The organism is Chroococcus sp. FPU101 (genome assembly GCF_017312365.1).
GTDB lineage: Bacteria > Cyanobacteriota > Cyanobacteriia > Cyanobacteriales > Microcystaceae > Chroococcus.
The window spans coordinates 124,572-145,208 of record NZ_BLJI01000010.1 but is presented as its reverse complement, the minus strand read 5'-3'; the positions used below and the strand labels follow the sequence as shown (position 1 = coordinate 145,208).

22 protein-coding genes, 1 tRNA gene and 2 pseudogenes are annotated in these 20,637 nt (G+C 36.5%); 4 read left to right on the top strand and 21 right to left on the bottom strand.

Features of this window, described 5'->3' with window-relative positions:
* Nucleotides 1–238: 238 nt before the first annotated feature.
* From CFPU101_RS11665 to CFPU101_RS11625, 9 genes are all read right to left on the bottom strand, one after another.
* Nucleotides 239–309: transfer RNA gene (locus CFPU101_RS11665), tRNA-Gly, on the bottom strand.
* A gap of 64 nt (nucleotides 310–373) precedes the next feature.
* Nucleotides 374–889: a salt stress protein, Slr1339 family gene (locus tag CFPU101_RS11660; protein WP_206815509.1), complete on the bottom strand. Its 516-nt coding sequence runs from the start codon at nucleotides 887–889 to the stop codon at nucleotides 374–376.
* 20 nt (nucleotides 890–909) lie between these two features.
* On the bottom strand, nucleotides 910–1,500 hold the full coding sequence (locus tag CFPU101_RS11655; RefSeq protein ID WP_206815508.1) for a VWA domain-containing protein: 591 nt from the start codon (nucleotides 1,498–1,500) through the stop codon (nucleotides 910–912).
* A 13-nt stretch (nucleotides 1,501–1,513) separates the two neighbouring features.
* Nucleotides 1,514–2,119, bottom strand: a complete 606-nt coding sequence (locus CFPU101_RS11650; protein WP_206815507.1) for a VWA domain-containing protein — start codon at nucleotides 2,117–2,119, stop codon at nucleotides 1,514–1,516.
* Nucleotides 2,120–2,147: 28 nt separating this feature from the next.
* Nucleotides 2,148–2,624: an NAD(P)H-quinone oxidoreductase subunit N gene (locus tag CFPU101_RS11645; RefSeq protein WP_206815506.1), complete on the bottom strand. Its 477-nt coding sequence runs from the start codon at nucleotides 2,622–2,624 to the stop codon at nucleotides 2,148–2,150.
* A gap of 209 nt (nucleotides 2,625–2,833) precedes the next feature.
* Nucleotides 2,834–3,136 (bottom strand): hypothetical protein, encoded by a 303-nt coding sequence (locus CFPU101_RS11640; RefSeq protein WP_206815505.1) that lies wholly within the window; start codon nucleotides 3,134–3,136, stop codon nucleotides 2,834–2,836.
* 252 nt (nucleotides 3,137–3,388) lie between these two features.
* Nucleotides 3,389–3,940 (bottom strand): response regulator, encoded by a 552-nt coding sequence (locus CFPU101_RS11635; RefSeq protein WP_206815504.1) that lies wholly within the window; start codon nucleotides 3,938–3,940, stop codon nucleotides 3,389–3,391.
* Between the two features lie 347 nt (nucleotides 3,941–4,287).
* A complete protein-coding gene (locus CFPU101_RS11630) occupies nucleotides 4,288–6,600 on the bottom strand; it encodes a DUF3769 domain-containing protein (protein WP_206815503.1) in 2,313 nt (770 codons plus the stop codon).
* A 173-nt stretch (nucleotides 6,601–6,773) separates the two neighbouring features.
* Entirely contained in the window at nucleotides 6,774–7,454 is a 681-nt protein-coding gene (locus tag CFPU101_RS11625) for a TIGR04283 family arsenosugar biosynthesis glycosyltransferase (RefSeq protein ID WP_206815502.1), read from the bottom strand.
* Nucleotides 7,455–7,588: 134 nt separating this feature from the next.
* Here CFPU101_RS11625 and CFPU101_RS11620 point away from each other — a divergent pair, with 134 nt between their 5' ends.
* Entirely contained in the window at nucleotides 7,589–7,792 is a 204-nt protein-coding gene (locus CFPU101_RS11620; RefSeq protein WP_206815501.1) for a hypothetical protein, read from the top strand.
* A gap of 1 nt (nucleotide 7,793) precedes the next feature.
* Here the strand turns inward: CFPU101_RS11620 and CFPU101_RS11615 are convergent, their stop codons facing one another.
* From CFPU101_RS11615 to thrC, 4 genes are all read right to left on the bottom strand, one after another.
* Nucleotides 7,794–9,146 (bottom strand): AAA-like domain-containing protein, encoded by a 1,353-nt coding sequence (locus CFPU101_RS11615; RefSeq protein ID WP_206815500.1) that lies wholly within the window; start codon nucleotides 9,144–9,146, stop codon nucleotides 7,794–7,796.
* A 154-nt stretch (nucleotides 9,147–9,300) separates the two neighbouring features.
* Nucleotides 9,301–9,660 carry a hypothetical protein gene (locus CFPU101_RS11610; RefSeq protein WP_206815499.1) on the bottom strand — a complete coding sequence of 120 codons (360 nt, stop codon included), beginning with the start codon at nucleotides 9,658–9,660 and terminating at the stop codon, nucleotides 9,301–9,303.
* Nucleotides 9,661–9,694: 34 nt separating this feature from the next.
* Complete coding sequence (locus CFPU101_RS11605; protein WP_206815498.1) at nucleotides 9,695–9,970, bottom strand: MoaD/ThiS family protein; 276 nt, start codon at nucleotides 9,968–9,970, stop codon at nucleotides 9,695–9,697.
* A gap of 79 nt (nucleotides 9,971–10,049) precedes the next feature.
* Nucleotides 10,050–11,354: a threonine synthase gene (thrC, locus tag CFPU101_RS11600; RefSeq protein WP_206815497.1), complete on the bottom strand. Its 1,305-nt coding sequence runs from the start codon at nucleotides 11,352–11,354 to the stop codon at nucleotides 10,050–10,052.
* Between the two features lie 187 nt (nucleotides 11,355–11,541).
* Between thrC and CFPU101_RS11595 the strand changes: the two genes are divergently transcribed.
* Complete coding sequence (locus CFPU101_RS11595; protein WP_206815496.1) at nucleotides 11,542–11,955, top strand: nucleotidyltransferase family protein; 414 nt, start codon at nucleotides 11,542–11,544, stop codon at nucleotides 11,953–11,955.
* A gap of 53 nt (nucleotides 11,956–12,008) precedes the next feature.
* Here CFPU101_RS11595 and CFPU101_RS11590 read toward each other — a convergent pair whose 3' ends face one another.
* The 8 genes and pseudogenes from CFPU101_RS11590 to CFPU101_RS11555 form a co-directional block, all read right to left on the bottom strand.
* Nucleotides 12,009–12,791 carry an energy-coupling factor ABC transporter ATP-binding protein gene (locus CFPU101_RS11590; RefSeq protein WP_206815495.1) on the bottom strand — a complete coding sequence of 261 codons (783 nt, stop codon included), beginning with the start codon at nucleotides 12,789–12,791 and terminating at the stop codon, nucleotides 12,009–12,011.
* Between the two features lie 6 nt (nucleotides 12,792–12,797).
* Nucleotides 12,798–13,571, bottom strand: coding sequence for a cobalt ECF transporter T component CbiQ (gene cbiQ, locus CFPU101_RS11585; RefSeq protein WP_206815494.1), 774 nt, complete (start codon nucleotides 13,569–13,571; stop codon nucleotides 12,798–12,800).
* A gap of 4 nt (nucleotides 13,572–13,575) precedes the next feature.
* On the bottom strand, nucleotides 13,576–13,911 hold the full coding sequence (locus tag CFPU101_RS11580) for a PDGLE domain-containing protein (protein ID WP_206815493.1): 336 nt from the start codon (nucleotides 13,909–13,911) through the stop codon (nucleotides 13,576–13,578).
* A gap of 16 nt (nucleotides 13,912–13,927) precedes the next feature.
* Nucleotides 13,928–14,667, bottom strand: a pseudogene (gene cbiM, locus CFPU101_RS11575) (cobalt transporter CbiM).
* Between the two features lie 232 nt (nucleotides 14,668–14,899).
* Nucleotides 14,900–16,429 (bottom strand): ABC transporter permease subunit, encoded by a 1,530-nt coding sequence (locus CFPU101_RS11570; RefSeq protein WP_242577893.1) that lies wholly within the window; start codon nucleotides 16,427–16,429, stop codon nucleotides 14,900–14,902.
* 107 nt (nucleotides 16,430–16,536) lie between these two features.
* Nucleotides 16,537–16,683, bottom strand: a complete 147-nt coding sequence (locus tag CFPU101_RS11565) for a hypothetical protein (protein ID WP_206815492.1) — start codon at nucleotides 16,681–16,683, stop codon at nucleotides 16,537–16,539.
* A gap of 55 nt (nucleotides 16,684–16,738) precedes the next feature.
* Nucleotides 16,739–16,945: pseudogene (locus CFPU101_RS11560) on the bottom strand (DUF167 domain-containing protein); the annotation flags it as partial.
* A gap of 20 nt (nucleotides 16,946–16,965) precedes the next feature.
* Entirely contained in the window at nucleotides 16,966–20,049 is a 3,084-nt protein-coding gene (locus CFPU101_RS11555; RefSeq protein ID WP_206815491.1) for an alpha-mannosidase, read from the bottom strand.
* Nucleotides 20,050–20,113: 64 nt separating this feature from the next.
* Between CFPU101_RS11555 and CFPU101_RS11550 the strand changes: the two genes are divergently transcribed.
* Nucleotides 20,114–20,323 carry a type II toxin-antitoxin system HicB family antitoxin gene (locus tag CFPU101_RS11550; protein WP_206815490.1) on the top strand — a complete coding sequence of 70 codons (210 nt, stop codon included), beginning with the start codon at nucleotides 20,114–20,116 and terminating at the stop codon, nucleotides 20,321–20,323.
* A 5-nt stretch (nucleotides 20,324–20,328) separates the two neighbouring features.
* Nucleotides 20,329–20,529, top strand: a complete 201-nt coding sequence (locus CFPU101_RS11545) for a type II toxin-antitoxin system HicA family toxin (protein WP_242577891.1) — start codon at nucleotides 20,329–20,331, stop codon at nucleotides 20,527–20,529.
* Nucleotides 20,530–20,637: the final 108 nt, after the last annotated feature.

The window sequence follows — 20,637 nt, the reverse complement described above, 5'->3', positions numbered from 1 at the left end:
CTTCAACTGCTTTTTTTCTGTGATCGTAACTATCGGCACTAGGCATACTTCTTACTTGGTCTTGACCATTTTTTTGAGCATACTAGATTATAATTGTCCTAAACACGCTTTGTAGTGCTATACATTAATTTGTCCAAAAACTAAAAAAAGTTAAGCTCATCAAAAAAATGTCTTAAGCTAGTGCCGTATTACTCGTTGTAAATAGAACGACCAATAATTAGTGACTTTATGTCTTATAAGCGGGTGGCGAGAATCGAACTCGCATCATTAGCTTGGAAGGCTAAGGTTTTACCACTAAACTACACCCGCGTGATTTTTTTATTTTTTCACTTTATCTAGTATACCATAAAACCTTAAAATCTGCTAGACTTTTTTAAATATTCATGCCGCTTTCACGCAAGGCTTCTAAATATTGCATTGCTGCTTCAATTTTAGAGTCATAGGAGTAAGAAAATTCCTCGAACCATTTTCCTTCATCTGATTTGGAATTTAGCTGTTTTAGCCAATTTTGAGCTTTTTCTTTAAGAGCTTTTTGTTTTTTTTGGTCTCTTTGTTCATTTAATCGCTGTTTTTCTTTAATTTCCTGCTGTTGGCGTTCTGCTTCAATTTGGTCTTTGTCTTGGTACTCAGAACGCAATTCTTGAAATAGGTTTGGTTCGACTGGAGAAGTAAAACGACTATGCGAGGATGTTTTTTTTGAGGTAGTAGGTTGCGGTTGATTGTCCTTAATTTCTCCTTTAAGTTGAGTTAATAAGTTATCAACTGAGGAGCAAGTTGGTTTAGGTGTCGTCTTTGAGGGAATAATAGGAGATTTAGTCATAGACTGCGGTTCTTCTTGGTTAGTATATTCCGCTTTGAGTTGAGAGAGTAAATCATCTAATTCACTCATTATGTTATCCCTCCTGCTGTCTAATCTGTAATAGCGTTGAGTAGAACTTCTGATAACGACATATTTTCCATATCTTCTACTGTAACAGTGTCTACAATATCAAATTTGGCTCCAACACTTTGTAAGTCATCATCTAAAGCTTTTAAAAAACGTGTTGCTTCAATATCACGTCCAACTTGAATAAAAGAGATTGCTAGTTCTTCATCTTTATTCAAGCGTCGGGAGGCATCTATTATAACTTTCATCACCGCTTTACGGTCATCTGGTTCTTCATCTGTAATTACAAGAATAGTTTCTCCAGATGAGGACTTATTTTTAAAATAACAATTAACTGCATCTTCTAATACAGCCGCTAAATTTGTTGAACCCATCGGTTCATTTTCACTAAAAATTTGTTCAACTTTTGCCGAAGTGACATTATCGTAGCATTTAAAGCGACCCGAAAAAGTATAAACGGTAATTCCATCTGGATCAAGTGATTCACATTTAATGGCTAAAGCTAATGTCGATTCTTGCATCTGTTTCCAGCGACTTTTACCTCCAATATCGTCTATTTTCGCCATGCTACCGCTTTTGTCGATAATTAGGGTATAGTCTCGATTTTGAATCATAATTAAAACCTATTTAATCTGCGATCGCACTTAACAACACTTCAGATAGAGTCATATTTTCCATATCGTCCATTGTAATCGTGTCTACGATGTCAAATTTTGCTCCTACACCTTGTAATTCATTGTCTAACGCTTGCAAAAACCGATTTGCATCGCTATCTTGTCCAACTTGAATAAAAGAAATCGCTAACTCTTCATCTTTTTCCATGCGTCGTGAAGCATCGATAATAACTTTCATCACTGCTTTACGATCGTCTGGTTCGCCATCGGTTACAACTAAAATAGTTTCCCCAACAGTCGAAGCTTTCCCAGTAGCTTTCTCTTGGAAATAGTGATTTACAGCATCTTCTAATACAGCCGCCAGATTTGTTGAACCCATCGGTTCATTTTCGATAAAAATTTGTTCAACTTTAGAGGCTGTAACATTATCGTAGCGTTTGAAGCGACCCGAAAACAGATAAACGGTAATTCCATTAGGATCGATCATGTCACATTTTCCTGCTAAAGCTAGAGTAGACTCTTGCATCTGTTTCCAACGACTTTTCCCCCCAAGCTGATCAATTTTGACCATGCTACCGCTTTTGTCAATAATTAGGGTATAGTCTCGATTTTGTACCATAAAGTCACTCCAGCTTTAGATTAATTAGTTAAGCTGCCAAAATTACATCTTGTAATGGCTGCCAACGGAAGTATCTTTCGCCTCCCATTTCTATTACCACTTTAATCCGAGAATTTTGTTTTGGTAAGTTAGCTAGGTACTCAAGTTCAGTTTGTGACAAAATAAACCCTTCTAAAAGCCAGATGACTAAACCTTTTGCGTTGCTGGGAAGAGTTTCTAAAGGATAATTTGCTATAGGGGCAACATAATAAATTAGCCCGACGGCCCCTTCTTGAGCTATATTTTTTTTACCAAGATGGGGAGGACGAACGCCATGAGTACCTGTTAAATAGGCTTCTAAATCTCCTAAACCTCTGGCACTAAGGGTTAACATCTCATAACCCGAAGCTCTTAAGCGTCTTTGATAGCGTCCCTCAAAACCACCCTCTAGGGGGGCATAGATGGCAACTGCGCCGTTTTGTTCAACTGAACGAATAAAAGATCTTCCTGTGGTGAGTAATGCCATACTGTCCTTAAGATTGCTGTAAAAATATCTATCTTGTTCAAAATTATAAACAAGGTTGTCTTCAAAAGTATGGCTTAAGTTGACAATTGTGATAGAGAAGAGTTAAGTCAAATATTGATAATTCCTTATTCTCTATTGATGAGGAGAAAAAAATAAGGATGGGTAGGTCACTGATTTTAGTCTAAAGGACACATGACATACCCCTTCTATTAACAAGATAAGCCCCAGTCCTCTAGTAGAGTGATTGCTATAGACTCACTACTTGGAACTTCAGTCACTTCAAAGTTGTTACCATCAAATATTGCCCACGTTAATTGAACTTGAGCGGTCGAAAATTGTTCAAAAGGTTGTTGCTTAACAACGGCATCTAAAAACGCTTGTGGATCATGATGACCAAAAGCATACCATCCAGCTAGATCTAAATACAAGTCGATAAAAGGCTTAAGTACGATTTGGCTTTCGGCTAGAGTTGTTGTCTTGGAATAAATATTAAGCTTGTTAATCAACATCATTGTCTGTCATTGGCGGTAACGATAATTTTGATTTTAATTTATCCGCAATTTAATCATAGAACATTTCTAATACATTTGCAATCATATCACGATTAAAAATTAGTTATTTATACTGGAATTAACTAACACAGAGGCTTGATGCACTTTGAGTCAAAGTACTGTTCTTTTAGATTGAAGATTTATAAAGTAACTATTGCATTAAACAAAAAACGTGCATAGGCACGTCTCTACAGCTTGTTAGGAACAATGATTTTACATTAATTTCTTTTTAATGAAAGCGACTAATTGAGACATCTGTTTTTTCATCTGCGCCATCTCTGTCTCTAATTGAGTCACTTTTGCTTTTAAAATTTGTAGTTCTGATGACGAATCATCATAATCTGATTCAGGTGTACTATAAGCTGCCATTGCATATGGTTTTGTATGTTTTTTCGCCTTCGTCATTGCTTCTTTAATGGCTTCTACAAGCTGGTTTTGATCAAAGGGTTTTTCAATAAAAGCGAAATATTCAAAAGGTTCTGGAATTTTTTCGACGACTTCTTCTTTACGCCCAGACATCATCACCAGAGGAATAGACTTAAAATGATATTCTTTTTGAATTTCTTGATAGACTTCCCAACCACTCATTTTCGGTAAGAGAAAATCTAACATAATTAGGTTAGGCTGTTCGGAGCGAATTAGATTGTATCCTTCTAAACCGTCTTTCGCTTCAAGAACATCAAAATTACCCGTAGGTAACATATCTTTAACGTGCATTCTGATGACTTTACTATCATCAATCACTAAAATTTTATGGCTTGACACAATTAACTCCGCTCCAAGAGACAATTAAGATTGGTTATGACTAACCACTAGACAGCAGGAAAATTGACTCATTTAAAAGGTTAAAAAAATATTGGCTGTCTTCTCTCTTATCTTTCCCGTTATCAAGCCAAAAGTAACACACAAAAAAACCTCTACTATTTTAAGAAGAGGTTAAAGCTGTTGTAGGAGAACTCAATGTCAATGGGAGAGATACCGAAACAAATCTTGTCAGTTTATACTCTGCTGTCTTGTTGCGAATTATCTATCTATACAATAATGTAACAATAATATTAAAGTTTGTAAAGAAATATTGACAATAAATGGTTTATCGGTGTAATAAGCATTACTTATCGGGTTACTCCATTAATCACAGGGCGGATTCCAGAATCTTCAAAATAACCAGGATTACCAACCCAGTTAAAATCACTAATTCTAAGATTAATTGAACCTAATTCCAGCACAGGATTGTAACGAAGGAGAAGGCTATAAGTCCGACGACTCCATTCAATAAAATAATCGGTGGTAATTTCTTTTCCACTATCTAAGTTATAAGAAGTTTGAAAGCCAATCCGCAAAGGGCCGACAATTTGTTGCGTAATTCCAAAAGATAAAACACTATCATCAACAAAACGGTCAAACAAAAACGGTGATAAATCGTTATAAAATCCTTTACTGTAAATGATATTAAAGCCTGTATAGTCAAAAAATGTTCGTGAAAAATACCCAAACTGACCAACTAAACCCACACTGGTTGTTAAGGTTAATTGACTATCGCCATTACTGTAAAATCCACTAACTCCAGTGACTCCAGTAATTAATTGCACATAAGGAACAACTGGAGTAGGAGTAAATCTTAAACCAGCATCCCGAGTCGGTGGTAATGGAGGTTTAGACCAAAGTAGAAAGCCCTTGCCAAGTGTAATGGCACCTTGAAAGCGTGTCAAATTAATCGTTAGATCGGTAAAATTACGAGGTAATAAATCAAGACGATCGGTATCTGCACTAACATTTTGAAGAGACGCTTGGTAACTTAGACTAATGCCCGTATTTCCTAAAAAAATCGTTGGTGAGAGTAGAATCGCGCCATAACTTTGTTGAACCGTTTGGAATCCTAAAGAGCCATTAAACAATCTTTCACGATAGTTATACTCTATATTCAGTAAATAAGGATTATTAAAATCGCCAATCCTTTGACGAAGACGCACTTTAGAGCGCACATTATCAGCAAAATTGTCTAAATCTAAGCTAGATAAAGAAGCACGGCCTAAAAATTCGGTGCGTGGTGCGATCGCTACACTTAAATCAGCTAATAAACCAAATGCAGAAGGCGCAAACGGCCCCGTATCTTCGTTATTGGGATTAGAATCAGGAAATGAATCAGGCGAAATCACCCTTTGAATTAGATATTGAGGATTGAGATCAAAACTGACTCTAGGAGTATCAATAATCGCAAAATTACGCTGAATAAATAAGCCACCGCGATCGCGTCCATCATAACCAATTGTATAGGCACTGGGGCGACGATTACGACGGTCAAACAGAAGACGATCGCGAAAAGTAGGTACAGCAACTCGTTGATCAAAAACGACTCGTGATTGACTTAAGCGCAATTCATCGACTAGAGGCTCAATATTGCGAAAAGTAGCCGTTTTAGCGCGTATTTCTAATTCAGGTGGCGAAAACGGATCATTGGTAATCCTCATATTGGTCGCATTCCAGACCCCACCCTCAAACTCTAAACGTTCTGCTTGATAGCGGAGTCGGTTAACCGCGCCACCAGTTGTATTCTGAAGGGGTTTTTGGCCAACAATGTTCGGACTACGACCATAGACAAATTGATATCCCTCATTGGTGGTAACGCGTTCTAAAGGTTGATTTGAAGATAAGCGATCGCCCAATACCTGAAAAGATGCCGCACCCGCACTTGCATCATTGGGTAAAGTGGTAGCAAAATCTTCTTGGGTTGTCGGTTGATAAACCTCACCATTCGCATTAAAAACCACACCCCGATCTTGTACTAAATAATACTCAAAACGATCGCCTCGTAATACCTGCTGTCCCCTAGTTAAAATCACTTGTCCATCAGCTACGGCTAATTTTTCGACTAAATTGATTTGTAAACGATCTGCCGTCAGAATACCATTCGATAGGCGCATGGTTACATTGCCCCGCGCTGTAATCACCTTTTGCTCTTCGTCATATTCTTGATAGTCTGAAGTTAATTCCAGCGTGACTACTTCGTCGTTTGCTGAATCGTTCTGTACTGCATCTCGAATCGTTCCTGGTGATGTTTGAGTGATTAATGGGACTTGATATTCTTGAGTTTCTCCAGTTTGTTTAGCGGTGACAATAATTTTAGCGATCGTATTTTTTTCTGGAAAAACCTCTTGATTTAAACCATCAACAACGGTTTTTGTCGACGGATCTAGTTTTAGCAGTGATGCGTCACCTTGTTGCGATAGGGGGGGAACGTTATTCGGTAAATCAGGAATCGCTTGGGGTAAATCGTAATAATGCTCAACAACTCCTGAAGCGGGATCTAAAGGTTTTTGAGTTGTATCAGTTCTTAAAGCTTGAGCAACTAGATGATCTTGAGGAGGATTAACCGTTACAGGTTGAGTAATCGCAACAGGGATAAGCGGCAACCAAAATAAAGTCATCTTTCAAATGTCAGTTTTATAGTAGGATATGCGATCGCTTATCTTTAATCAGACCTTAGTAAGACACAAGAGAAACAATCGGTCTAGACGAAAAAACTATAAGTATTTGTTCCTTTTTCGCGTTGCCTGATCCACTGTATCATCAGACTCCTCATTTTAAAAGTCTTGTTTCTTCATTTTTTTCGATACAAATGTTCTAACTGATGGAGTGGAATGCCTAAGTAATAACCCAGTATAATCAATTGATTAATTAATGTTGTTTGCCAAACTCCTAATTTTTGCCATCGTCGTCCTGATGTCAGAATAGATTGAGGAACGATCCAGATTTTGCCTTTTTTCTTCAGACGTTGAATCAACTCAAAATCTTCCATAATGGGGATTGGCGCAAATCCACCCATTTCATAAAAAACCGAGGCTTTTAGAAAAATTCCTTGATCTCCATAAGGAAGAGACAACAAACGCGATCGCAAATTGACCATTTTTTCGAGCCATCTCAGTGAGTTTTCATCGCCATCAATAGCTAATTCAAAAGCACCTGCGATCACTCTTGGCAAGGATAATGTTTGTTCAATAACTTTTTGATATCCTTGACTTAAACGTGTATCGGCATGAAGAAATAAGAAAATTTCTCCTGTAGCAACTCTAGCACCGTAATTCATTTGATGAGCGCGACCTTTTTCAGGTGATACAATGACTTTCAGACCAAGAGTTTGAGCAATTTCAATCGTTTGATCGGTACTTCCCCCATCAACAATAATGATTTCAATATCTAAATTCTTCAACAGAGGTAAGACAGTTGCTTCGATTTGCTCGGCCTCATTGAAAACAGGGATAATAACACTAAGGGAAGACATAAGAAAAGTTTGTTAATAAGATTACTGATTTTGCTCAAAAATTCCTTTTTTTAGATTCAATGGTGTAATTAGTATCAGAATTTTAGTCGGGAACTGCGTTATCTTAGTATTAACTTAATAATTAGGTAATAATTATGGCTAATGTTACTCATTCTTCTACTTTTCCACTCGACCAAGATCAGAATCTTTGGGAAAATCTAAAAACTGCGATCGTCGATAGTTCAGGTTTTAAACGCTGGCAAGAAGAACAAATCAGCAATGAGTCCACCCAAGAAAATAATTTAGATGAGCGTGTCAATAGCTATTTGCGGGAGACATTAGAAGCTTTAGCTTATTAATCTATAAATGATCTTTGAAATAAAGACGATATAACTCGCAACTGGGCTGAACTAAATCGCCTGCGATCGTCACTATACCCATTCCCTCTAATTTATAAGCTAAAATTGGTTCTAATTGAACACCTGTAGGGTTTTCGATTACTTTTTGCAAAGCCGTTACTAATTCGGGTTGTTTTTGTAAGTTTTCCCAGTGACGTAATAGATAAGAACCATAAATGCCTCCTTGGGTTGCGGCATCCTGTAAAACTTTTTCGGGTGCTAATTTGTCTTGATGAATAGCAAAAAAAGCCAGCTTGACTAAATAAGGATGACCATTAACTAATTTAATTAAAGACTTGGCAAACTCTTTTATTGTTTCATTTTGTTCTAAGCCAGATTGTTGAGCTAACTGCATCATTTGTTCTAGATTAAAGCCCGGTAATTTAACCTGTCTCCCCACATTAAACGGGGATTGATTGACATCTAACTGGATATAGGCTTCTGTCGAATTGGCTAAAACTAAACGGAGTTTTTGCCAAATCTCTACATTTTTCGCTTCTTCATGCCAATGACGCAACATTGGTAAAAAATCTTTAGCAATTTCAGGATATTCAAAGACACGATGTAAGTTATCTATTCCCAAAACTAAAGGCTCTTCGAGTTGCTCTAATAAATAGTTTTGAAAATAAGTTTGACAACTGACTAAACTTCCAAATAAGTCTTCGTCCCAATATTCATCTAATTCTGGTTTTAAACGAAGTTCTCGCGTAATATTGGCACAAAACCAACGCAAAAATTTGTCTAATGTAACAAACATTGCACCTTCAGCAACTTGCAAATTGAGATAAACGGTATGAAAATTAGATGCTTCACTATAACTGAGAATTTTTTTAATCAGCGTTGTTTTACCCATTTTCTCTGGGGCTTTGATGCGAAGTAATGCCCCAGACTTATGAATTTCTTGAAAACAATCTGTTTCAATAGGAGGTCTTTCGATATAAATTGTCGTATGATTTGAATTAGGCAAAGCTAAATTCAAATGCTTTGCATCAATGGTTCCTGCTTGTCGCCACTCAACATACTTGATATCTCTAAGCCATTCTCGCAAAATTTGAAATTTACCTGGGCCTTTACTGCTGATTTCAAGTTCAGGACATCCATTGGGTTTATCACCAGAAAAATACTTGTAAACCTCGGTCATTTGTTTTTTGTATGTTTCATGACTCGCCGCTTCTGCAAGTTCCCAAATTTCTTTATCAGACTTACGCCAATTTTCGTAGGCGAAACGAACGAGGAAAATTTCTTTTAATTTTCCATGCAGTTCATAATTTTGAGTAATTTGTTTGAGAAATTCATCCCATCCTTGCGGTTTCATTCTTTGACCTAACTTAGTATTGATATGATTACATTTTATTGTGCAGCAATCATATTAATCCTACGTGTCTAGTAAATCTTTGACTAATTGATAAAACTGATGATTGAACTTTTAACCATATAGGCTTTATAAGGTGACGTTTTGATACATTTCCTTAATTTTGTCTATAGGGTTCGGTATCCCAATAAACATAGATAGATTCATTGGCGAGGCGATAAATTTGTCCGTTGTCGCTTAGTCCAGCTTGACGATAGGCGGGACGACCATTTTGATCTTGATAATTCCCTAGTCTATCACCCACAGGGAGAAGGTCATAGCATTGGCCATTTTCCAGTTGGATACTAACTGCACCTTGCCGTTGCGAAAAAGTACACAAACCCGAAGAGGTAGCGCGGTCTTCTCCTTTTGGATAGACATCACAACGAGCTTTTATAGTATCTGCTTTGACAGTAGTGACAAACCCGAAAAAGGCAGACACTACGGCTATGGCTAAAAACAAATTAGCAAACTTCATTTTAAAAAAGTCTCCCAATTGGATAAAAAGATGATTAACCGCCCGCAACAGCAGGAACGATACTGACTTCATCACCATCAGCTAAGGGTGTATCAACACCTTCTAGAAAGCGAATATCTTCACTATTGACATAAAAGTTGAGAAAACGCCGGGGTTTCCCTTCTTCATCACACAAACGCGCCTTAATACCTGGGCAATTTTGTTCTAAAGAATCAATCAAACTACCGACTGTGGTCGCTGTACATTCAATAGTGGCTTGATCGTTGGTAAATTTTTGTAAAGGGGTGGGAATGAGAACTTTTACAGACATCTTTCGTTAACTTTGCTCTTAGGTGTACAAATTAAACAGGCATCAAACATCTAATGACCAAAAACAATTTATTCAAGAATTAGACTAAAACTTGTTGCCATTCAAGTCTTTCTAGAGTGCGAGAACGTTCTAAAGCACGCTCAAAGCTGTCTAATTTGGGTTCAATAAGTAGGGGTTCACCGATATAACCTTGTACTGCTTCTTGGGTTTTTAAACCGTTTCCAGTGATATAAACAACGGTGGTTTCATCGGGATCAATTTTTTTATCTTCAACCAATTTTTTAAGAACTGCGATCGTTGTTCCACCTGCGGTTTCGGTAAAAATCCCTTCAGTTTCCGCTAGTAGTTTAATTCCTTCAATAATTTCCTTATCGGTCACAGATTCGATATTACCACCTGTTTTTCTAGCAATATCTAAGGCATACACACCATCTGCAGGGTTACCAATAGCGATCGATTTAGCGACTGTATTGGGTTTGACGGGTGAAATAAAGTCACGTCCTTCACGGAATGCTTGGGCAATGGGTGAACATCCTTCTGCTTGTGCGCCACTGAAACGAACGGGTTTATCTTCAACTAAACCAACTTTAACAAATTCTTGGAAGCCTTTATGAATTTTGGTAAAAAGTGAACCAGAGGCTAAAGGAGCAACAATATGATCAGGCAGTTTCCAGCCAAGTTGTTCAGCAACTTCAAAACCTAATGTTTTTGAACCTTCAGAATAATAAGCCCGTAAATTGATATTGACAAATCCCCATTCATGTGTATTAGCCACTTCGCAACAGAGACGATTGACTTGATCGTAGTTTCCTTTAACTGCCATCACGGTAGGATTGTAGATTAAGGTACCTAAGATTTTACCCGCTTCTAAATCTGCGGGAATAAACACACAACAATCTAAACCAGCATGGGCCGCGATCGCTGCGGTAGAATTAGCTAAGTTTCCTGTACTAGCACAAGATACAGTGGTAAACCCAAGTTCTCTAGCGCGAGTCAACGCAACAGAAACAACCCGATCCTTAAAGCTTAAGGTGGGCATATTGACGGCATCATTTTTAATATAGAGATTTTTTAAGCCCAGACGACGCGCTAAACGATTTGATTTGACTAAAGGAGTCATCCCCGTACCGACATCAATCGGATTTTCACTTTCTACGGGTAAGAAAGCGCGATAACGCCAAATAGAGTTTGGCCCTGCTTGAATACTTTCCCGACTCACTAAACGACGAATTAAATCATAGTCGTAGGCAACTTCTAACGGTGCAAAGGTTTCTTCACAGATATTTATTGCTTTGAGGGGATATTCCTTACCACCTTCTTTAGAAATCAGTTTTGTAAAAGTGGGGGTAAAAGTAGAAGTTAAAGTATTGGTCGCCTGGGTCATCGTTTTTCTCTCTATGCTTTCCGTCAACTTGTTGAATGAATCCTATCACACCCTCAAAAAATTAGTCAAACATATCCGATAAATTTAGTCGGGTATAAATTTATACAGGAAACACGGTTAAGAGGCTGACTTAAATAAGAGTGCTAACATTGGGAAATAGATAACGCCACAAAAATAAGAATTAATAATGAATAGCCCAGTTTTAAACTCTATCCTAGAAGAAATTAAACAGTTGTCATTTGAGGAACAGTTATTTCTCTCAAAGCATTTAGAGCATTTAACCCAAAATCAAGATCAATCAGTTATTTTTCGGAGTCGTTTAGCGGCTATTCAATTTCATAAACCAGAAATTTTAGATTTAGCTGCTCAGTATGGGATATCAAACATTAGAATTTTTTCTTTAACTGAAGATGAAGGAGGAAGAAAAAATAATGAATTTGATTTTTTAGTTGATTTACAGTCAGATAAAACCCTGTTAGATTTAAGCGGCTTTAGGATGGATTTACGAGATTTGTTAAGTTTTGAAGTATGTGTTTTCACTAACAATAGCTTAAAAGAAGCTTACCGTAATAAGATTATGCACAAAGCTATTGAACTATGAGAACGCTTGCAAGATATTTTACAAGCGATTCGAGAGAGATGGAGTTAAGCTAATCAATGGTGGAGATTGACTAAGGGTGCATCTTTTACTAGGCAATAGGGACGGCTATAAGAAAGAGGCGTTTCTAGATAGTGTTGTTCGAGAAATTCAGGATTACTCAAAACTTGTTCGGTTGGCCCATCTTCGACGACTTGACCCCGACTGAGAATAATAGTACGATCGCACAAATCTAAAGCCATATCTAGATCATGTGTGGCAATGATTTGGGTTTGGGGTAATGTTTGCATCAGTTGGATTAATTGACGACGGGAACGGGGATCGAGTTGGGCGGTGGGTTCATCAAAAACAAGTACTTGAGGCTGCATGGCAAGCACACCTGCGATCGCAACTCGTTTTTTTTCCCCACCAGATAAATTGTTACTATTACGATGACGATAAACATCGGGATCAATTCCAACCGCGTGCATGGCATGATAACAACGATGGCTTAAATCATCCCCTCTCATGCCCTGATTCATGGGGCCAAAGGTAATATCTTCCCACACCGTCGGCATAAACAATTGATCATCAGGATTTTGGAACACTAATCCGACGAAATTCCGAACATCTTTTAAATATTCTGCCCTCACTGGATATTGTCCGACTTGGATAGTTCCCTCTTGGGGGAGTAAAATCCCGTTTAGGTGCTGTAAAAGAGTCGATTTACCCGAACCATTAGCCCCTACTAATGCTACACGCTCGGTTGATCGAATCGATAAACTAATTCCTTTAAGGGCTTGTGTGCCATCGGGATAGGTATAAAAGAGATCTGCAATATCAATCGGATTATGGTGCATTAAGAGTTAACGTAAGTAAATAAACTGTCCTAGCAAAACAATAAGAAATGTTAAAACAATTGACAAATAATCAATCTTCCCCATTTTATAATCTTGAGTGACAGGAAGTAAACCCGTATAGCCACGTGATAACATCGCCTGATGAATGCGATCGCCACGTTCATAAGTCCGAATAAATAACGAACCGATCATATTTCCGATAACTAAACGTTGCCATTGTTTGCTTGCCATCAAATTTCTAGAGAGTGCAGCGCGACGCATCGAGTCAAACTCATCAATCAAAACCGCAATATAACGATACATTGAAGATAAAATTGCAACTAAAAGCGGAGGGACTTTTAAATCTGCTAAAGCGTGTAATAGCGAAGGAATAGAAGTCGTCAAAATCAGGATATTCAACATCAGAAGTGACAAAAACGCTTTAAGGGCAACACTTCCTAATATATTTAACCCTGCCGTTGTGATTTGTAACCAACCCCAAGACCAAAGAACTGTTCCTCCATCTCGAAATAGCGTTCCGAGTAAAACTGTACTAATAAAAGTCAATTCGATAGCGACACGACGCAACAATACTAGGAAAGTAACCTGACTTAAAAAAATTAAGATTACCAGACTAAAACCATAAATCGCCCATGTCCACCATTGTTCATTAGGAGTTAGAGCGTTAGCAAAAACAAAGAAAAAGGCACAAAAAACACGGGTACGCGGAGCGAGATGATGCCATAGCGTTAGACGTTGACTATCAACATCTAACCTAAATGCGCCAATATGTAATAGCATCAGCTTATTCTAAAGGAGGATTAGAGGAATCAGATGGATTTGAACGACGTACCGCGAGTTGTCCAATACCCCAAGCAATACCAAAAGTAGCAAGCGTTCCGACTAAGCCCGCTAACGGAGTAGCAACGCCTTCAGGAACCCCTTTGAGGGCGTAGCCATCAAAAATGTTAGCAAAGGGTAACTTAGAGGCGGGGGCTTCTGGATCTTCTTTATCTGTAAATTTTAAATCTTCTGAGACGCGATCTAAACCATCTGGATCAGAACTAGCAAAAGGAGACAAGAAAACACCAATAACTAAAGCAATGGCTAAACCTGTGAAAATAAATGCGCGATTTCGCATAAGAATTGAACCTCAATTAACGTGAAATATAAGAACCAGTTGAATTAAAAGTAGAGCGACGCGGGGGATCATAAATTAGATCAGGACGTGTTCGCCAAATATAAGTAACAGCTAATGCAGTAATTACAGCTTCACCGATCCCGATTAAAAAGTGCCATGATAACATTGCAGTGATGGCAACATTGAAAGGAACAGTACCTGATAGGGCTAGTTGGATGGCGCAAATAAACGCAGCAACGACTACACTAACCCAAGCAGCGATCGCAACGGCAATTGTCATTCCTCGCAAAGTCTGAAAACCTAGAGCTTTCCGAAGAGCTTTATAGAGATAATAGCCGCCAAAAGTGCCAATTAGACCCATTTAAAGATATTCGCGCCCAAAACCGTTAAACCACCATCTTGAAAGAGAACGCTTTGAACAATAAAAACGACGGACATTACTAAAGTTCCCGCCCAAGGCCCTAATAAAACACCTGCTAAAGTTCCCCCTAAAAGATGTCCTGATGTTCCTCCTGGAATGGGAAAATTGATCATCTGTGCCGCAAAAATAAACGCTGCACAAACACCCATTAGAGGCACAGTTCTTTCCTTGTATTGGTCTTGAACTTTTCCTAATGCTACTGTAATCAGCGCGATCGCAATTACCCAAGTTACAAGACTCACGGGTAAATTTAAGAAGCCATCAGGAATATGCAGGGCTAGATAGGACGGAATGACTTGGCTTGATATTGGGGTGAAAATAAAAGGATTACTCATCTACAAGCCTTCTCCTAAAACCTGAAGTTGATGTAGTGCTAAAGATAGACTTAAAGTGTTCTATTTGATAGTAGATATGAAATTAGCAAAGATGCAATCCCCCTTTTAGGGATTTTAGTGGTTTTCGACCTTAAATTTTTCTATATTTTTTTCCATGACAAAAATGTAACCAACTCAAAAACTTAGGTTATGATAGCCTAGCCTTTGACCTTCACTAAGTTTAAAAATTACCTTATAATAGACGATATTTTTCTTGTGCTAATTTGTATAGTCTACGCCAGACAAAACGATTGGTTAAAACGACTAATAGTGACATTACTGCGGTAGCGGCGAGAAGTAAAGCATAATTTCCCTGTGCAGTTGCTTCAGAAATTGTTGAACCTAAACCAGTCGTAGTTAAGATTTTACCCTGAAAATGAACATATTCACTCACAATACTCGCATTCCACGCCCCACCGACTGCGGTAATGATTCCTGTGACTAAATAGGGAAAAATACCAAGTAAAATAACAGTTTGCCAACGTTGAATTAAAGAAAGACGATAAACCTTAGCTGCTTCAAATAAATCGGAAGGAATCGATTGCGCTCCAGCAATGACGTTAAATAGAATGTACCACATCGTACCTAACATCATCAGTGCGACTGAACCAATTTGTAAACCGCCACCTAATTTGGCTAAATAGAGCAATAACACGGGAAATAAGGCTGTAGCGGGGACAGATGCTGCAATTTGTACAATAGGCTGTAAAATTTTTGCTAAATGAGGATTTCGACCAATTGCCACCCCTACGGGTACTGTCCATAATAAAGATAAAGTTAAAGCAAAAATCACTCGTAAGGTGGTAAAGATTGCCCCTGTAATGATTTTTTGCCAACTTTCCCAGCCTAATGTTTGTAATAATAAAACCGCTTCCCAAGTTCCCCACAAAACGATAAAAGCAAACCCATCGACAAAAATTCGTTCTACCCATTTACCAATATCGGATGAATGGCGTGAGTTCAGGGTTTTAGGATTCGTCGTTAATGATTTGGTAAGGTTTTGATCGAAACTTTGAGAAAATGGTTTAAGAAAACGATCGCTAATTAAACGAAGAGTTGGTGATCGTCGTATAAAATCTAAAATAAAAGATTCGGGTTCATTTTGAGCATCTACCGTTTCAAATTTAAACTTTTCTGACCATGCAATCAAAGGCTGCCAAATCAAAAAATCAATGATAATGATAACACCAATTAACACGACTAATCCCCACAAAATAGCAGGAAAATTACCCTCACTGGCAGCAATTCCTAAAAATGATCCCAGACCTGGTAGCCTAAAATCTTTAGCCCCTAATGTAAATGATTCTATGGCAATTAGAAAAAACCAGCCACCCGCGACTGACATGACACTATTCCAAATTAAACCGATAACCCCTGAAGGTAATTCTAGCGTCCAGAATTGTTGCCAAAAGTTTAAACGATAGGTTTTCGCTGCTTCTATTAATTCTTCAGGAATACTCATCAGAGATTGATAAAAGCTAAAAGTCATATTCCAGACCATTCCCGTAAAAATCAGCAAAATAGCCGCTAATTCTATTCCAATTCGTTGCTCAGGAAAAACGGCAATTAAGGCTAAAACGACACCTGGTAAAAAAGATAAAACTGGAATTGATTGTAAGATATCTAATAAAGGTAATAAAATCTTAGCAGCCATTGAAGAATGATAGGCAGAATAGGCATAAATTAAGGTAAAAACCAAAGATAGACAATAAGCTGCTATCATTCTAATCAAAGTTTGTAGCGTATAACTCGGTAGCTGACTAAGATCTGTAGAAATTGAAAAATCTGGATCATATTTGCCAACAAAATGAGAAGCAGTTCTGACAATGACTAAAAGAATAAAGCGACTATTTCACCTTGGCGTAATTCTAGATTAATGTTATCTATAATACTAATTAGTTGTCGGTTGGGCTGTTCATATGCTTTTCCCACATTTTTGAGAATTAATATCGGTTCTTTTGTCGTTTTAGCAGCCATAAGTAATGATTTCGGCAGGATGAAGCTTATTTTTATTCTATACCTAAATATTTAATTAATTTTCGTCGATTTGGATTTTAATTAATTTAATTTTGGCTGTTGTTCCAGTCTTAATTATTATTTTAGATTTAGCAACTTGATATTTTTTGGTTAAAAGTTGTATCAATTCTTGGTTAGCTTTTCCATCAACAGGCGGCAATTTCAATAAAATAACTAAGTTGCCATCTGCTAGTTCTTCAATTCTTTGTTGTTTAGAGTTAGATTTTACTTTAACTTATAATTTCATTTTTCAATAAAGTAACTAACAATTTTCCAAGGATGAATTATTAAATGATTATTATCTATATTTTCTTCCAAGAGATTAACAGAAAATGATAACTTTAAGTTTAATTCACCATTTAATTCTAATTTTGTTGTTTCTCCTTCAGTTTCATAACATCTAACTATCCATTTATTTTCATCATTTTCTGCTTGTTTCAATGCCATTAAAATTAAATGATCTGAGTCTGAGCCTAAATTTAACCAACAGCTAGTATGAGGAAATTTGCCATTATCTTTATTCTTGAATTCAGATAATGAAGGTAAAATTACCTTTGGATGAATATTTAACTCATAACCGCGAATAACTGTTTTTGCTTCTTGCCAATTTCCAATATGAGGATAAATCGCATAAGTAAAAGAATGTTTTCCTAAATCTGCTTTTTCATCTGGCCATTTTGAACTTCTTAATAAGGTTAAACGAATTTGATTGGGTTGGCTATCATAACCATATTTACAATCATTTAAAATGCTTACTCCATAATTTTGATTAACATCCGTTAAATCAGCCCAACGATGTCCAAAAACTTCCCATTTTGCTTTTTCTGCTTCAGTTTCAGAACGAGTTAAACGTTCAATTGTACCGCAAGCAATTTCATAAGTAACAACATCACTTTCTAAGTTTAATGGAAAAGCAGCTTTAACTAAAATATATTCTTCTTTCCAGTTAACTGTTGTTTTAATTTTTAAAATAGGTGAATTAACTTGTAATATATAGTCTTGAATAAATTCCGAACTACCTATGAGCCTAATTACTCTAATTCGAGATTGGATTAAACCATAATATAAATAATCAATTGATTTTAATCGACTGGCAGGTAAAGGATAATTTTGATAATTTGGATCGATATTCCACGCATCCCAATATTGTCCTTTATCTTGAAAAGCTTGTAATTGATTTCCTGCCCCCTTTAATATTTCTTTTTGTTGAATCTTATCAAAAATACTATCTAAATCTCCCGTTTCTGGATTAACTATTACTCGAAGATAATCATTTTCTAAAATAAATTCTGATGGAGTTCTTAACTTTTGTTCAATCCTTTCACTCGGACACAACCAAAATAAACGATATCCGATAGAGGGTACATTTTCAGCTAAAAACAGTAATTGATTATCTAAGGTAATTTGACTAGAAATTTGATTCCCTTCCACATCATAAACATCCCAGTTTTCTGAAGCAATATCAAGACCAACAACTTCTGTTATTATCCAGTTTAAAGAATTAAAAATAACCATAGGTTTGGCATCTGTATAAGGAGGATTAGGAAGAATAATCTGAGATGCTATAAACTGTAAACAACTTTCTAAAATTTCTTCTCCTATTTCAATAACTTCGTTCCATTGTTGATTTGCTTCTTCAAACACTTCAGGAATCGAAGTACCAGGTAAGATATCATGAAATTGATTGAATAATACTTTTTTCCAAGCATCAGTTAAAGCAGTTTTAGGATAGGGTAATTTTAAAGCAATACTCGCTAAACTAGACCACAATTCAGCTTGATATAACAATCCTTCACAGTAACGATTATAATATTTTTGGTCAGCATGGGTTGTATAACAGCCTCGATGGAATTCTAAATATAATTCATCATTCCAAACAGGTAAATTTTCCGTTGGTAAATTAGATAAATATTCTTCTGCTGTTGTGAAACCAATTTGAGGAAAAAAAGGTGAACTTGAGAAGCGTTGTTGTACTTCTAACATATCACGTGTTGGGCCACCACCATGATCACCCACACCAGGCAACCAAAACGCATCTTTTAAACCTGTTTGTTGTTCCCAACTAATAGCATAATTTGTCATCACAATTGGGTTTGTATCCATTACTCCCGCAACATTGGGAGGAGACATCAAAGATAATAATTGTGTTCCATCAGGAGACTGCCACCAAAATACACTGTGAGGAAACTTTGTCGTATCGTTCCAATGCAATTTACCTGTAACAAAATATTCAATTCCTGCTTGTTTAAAAATTTGGGGAAGTTGCCAAGGAAAACCAAATGTATCAGGTAACCAAGCTACTTTTGTTATTGTGCCAAATTTTTCTTTAAAATAATTTTGTCCATAAAGTAACTGACGTACTAATGATTCTCCCGAAATTAAATTAACTTCTGGTTCTACCCACATTCCCCCCAAAAGTTCCCACGATTTAGCTTTATATGCTTCTTGAATTTGTTTAAATAGCTCATAACGATTTTTTTCAATCCATTCATACAAAACAGGGCTAGAATGACCAAATTTAAGGTCAATAAAATCTTTTTGCAAATTTAAAACAGAATTAAATGTCTTTTGAGCGACTTCCCAAGTTTCTTGGATTGGCCATAACCACGCTAAATCCAAATGTGCATGACCTAATAGATGAAATTGTCTTTCTTTAATTGAATCAGCTAAAGGTTGTAATTGTTCTCTTATTTTTAGTAAAATCTGATTAAACTGTTCTTGTTCTGCTACAGTATTCCAATTAAGTTGATTTAATACTATAGACAAATTTTCTAGTTTTTCAGGTTCAAAAATTTTGAAATAATTGTGTAAAATAGTTAACTCATCAGCGACAAAAGCAGGATCGATAAAATCTGGTTTTTCAAAAATTAATATAGAACGCATTAACGCCCCAATGTCATGAATAGGACTCACTAAACGTAAGGCTATAATGATTTCTTGTTCTGGAAGAACATCAGTTGTTAGGAGTAATCGAGTTGTCGAATCAAATAAATCTCCTTCTTGAACTAATTTTCCATTAATATAAATTTTGGCATCTTCAGCCCACCAAGTTAAAATAAGTCTTGCGGTAAGATGTTGTAATGGATAATTTTTTAGATTAGATGGAAATCTCATTTTTTGAATTAACCATTGGACTTGACGACCCGATGACCAAGTAATATATCTTTTATCATTGAGTTGAACGGGTTTTGCTTTCTTTAAATCAATCTCATCTATTAATGAATCTTGGTCTAAATAATACCAATTTTCTTGAACATCGATTTGTACCAATTGGCGCAATTTATCTAGAGTCTCAATAATTGATTGTAAAATTTCAGAATTAAACATAAACATAAATAGAGTTACAATAAAATTTAGTTAATCTAGTGTTAAATAAATTACAAAATTAATTATGCAAATTAAAGTAATTTTAGAATACGACAATAAAGCTCAGTCCTTGTCCGCAACTTGTCCTGAATTAAATTTTATATCATCCTGTGGAGAAACTAAAAAAGAAGCAATTGATAATCTTAAAGAAGCAATTCATCTTTTATTAGAGCCAATTCCTAATGATTTAGTCAAAATGAATCATTCTCTAGAAATGGTAAGTCTGAGCATTTAAAAAATATGTCTTCTAAATCTCCTCGTTTGACTGCTAGAAAAGTCATCAAACAACTTAAAGAAAATGAATTTATTGAAATTTCTCAAAGTGGTTCTCACCTAAAACTTTATAACTCTGAAACAAAACGAACTACAATTGTTCCTACCAATAAAGGTAAAGTGATTCCTATTAGCACTCCAAAGCAATCGAAAAGCAATCAGGAGTGACTCTTGATTAGATCATTAAGCAAACCTTAGACTAACTATAAGATTCTCTTTTAGCAGCATAGACCTTCCGCGTGTCACAATAAAAGTAAAGAATTGTAATCAAAGAGG

Coding starts and splice junctions, on each gene's coding strand:
- thrC (WP_206815497.1), bottom strand. CDS start 11,354: ATGACCCAGGCGACCAATACTTTAACTTCTACTTTTACCCCCACTTTT.
- CFPU101_RS11590 (WP_206815495.1), bottom strand. CDS start 12,791: ATGCACCATAATCCGATTGATATTGCAGATCTCTTTTATACCTATCCC.
- CFPU101_RS11595 (WP_206815496.1), top strand. CDS start 11,542: ATGAATAGCCCAGTTTTAAACTCTATCCTAGAAGAAATTAAACAGTTG.
- CFPU101_RS11615 (WP_206815500.1), bottom strand. CDS start 9,146: ATGAAACCGCAAGGATGGGATGAATTTCTCAAACAAATTACTCAAAAT.
- CFPU101_RS11660 (WP_206815509.1), bottom strand. CDS start 889: ATGAGTGAATTAGATGATTTACTCTCTCAACTCAAAGCGGAATATACT.
- cbiQ (WP_206815494.1), bottom strand. CDS start 13,571: ATGCTATTACATATTGGCGCATTTAGGTTAGATGTTGATAGTCAACGT.
- CFPU101_RS11645 (WP_206815506.1), bottom strand. CDS start 2,624: ATGGCATTACTCACCACAGGAAGATCTTTTATTCGTTCAGTTGAACAA.
- CFPU101_RS11555 (WP_206815491.1), bottom strand. CDS start 20,049: ATGTTTAATTCTGAAATTTTACAATCAATTATTGAGACTCTAGATAAA.
- CFPU101_RS11605 (WP_206815498.1), bottom strand. CDS start 9,970: ATGTCTGTAAAAGTTCTCATTCCCACCCCTTTACAAAAATTTACCAAC.
- CFPU101_RS11545 (WP_242577891.1), top strand. CDS start 20,329: ATGTCTTCTAAATCTCCTCGTTTGACTGCTAGAAAAGTCATCAAACAA.
- CFPU101_RS11625 (WP_206815502.1), bottom strand. CDS start 7,454: ATGTCTTCCCTTAGTGTTATTATCCCTGTTTTCAATGAGGCCGAGCAA.
- CFPU101_RS11570 (WP_242577893.1), bottom strand. CDS start 16,429: ATGATAGCAGCTTATTGTCTATCTTTGGTTTTTACCTTAATTTATGCC.
- CFPU101_RS11630 (WP_206815503.1), bottom strand. CDS start 6,600: ATGACTTTATTTTGGTTGCCGCTTATCCCTGTTGCGATTACTCAACCT.
- CFPU101_RS11580 (WP_206815493.1), bottom strand. CDS start 13,911: ATGCGAAATCGCGCATTTATTTTCACAGGTTTAGCCATTGCTTTAGTT.
- CFPU101_RS11640 (WP_206815505.1), bottom strand. CDS start 3,136: ATGATGTTGATTAACAAGCTTAATATTTATTCCAAGACAACAACTCTA.
- CFPU101_RS11620 (WP_206815501.1), top strand. CDS start 7,589: ATGGCTAATGTTACTCATTCTTCTACTTTTCCACTCGACCAAGATCAG.
- CFPU101_RS11650 (WP_206815507.1), bottom strand. CDS start 2,119: ATGGTACAAAATCGAGACTATACCCTAATTATTGACAAAAGCGGTAGC.
- CFPU101_RS11655 (WP_206815508.1), bottom strand. CDS start 1,500: ATGATTCAAAATCGAGACTATACCCTAATTATCGACAAAAGCGGTAGC.
- CFPU101_RS11550 (WP_206815490.1), top strand. CDS start 20,114: ATGCAAATTAAAGTAATTTTAGAATACGACAATAAAGCTCAGTCCTTG.
- CFPU101_RS11565 (WP_206815492.1), bottom strand. CDS start 16,683: ATGGCTGCTAAAACGACAAAAGAACCGATATTAATTCTCAAAAATGTG.
- CFPU101_RS11610 (WP_206815499.1), bottom strand. CDS start 9,660: ATGAAGTTTGCTAATTTGTTTTTAGCCATAGCCGTAGTGTCTGCCTTT.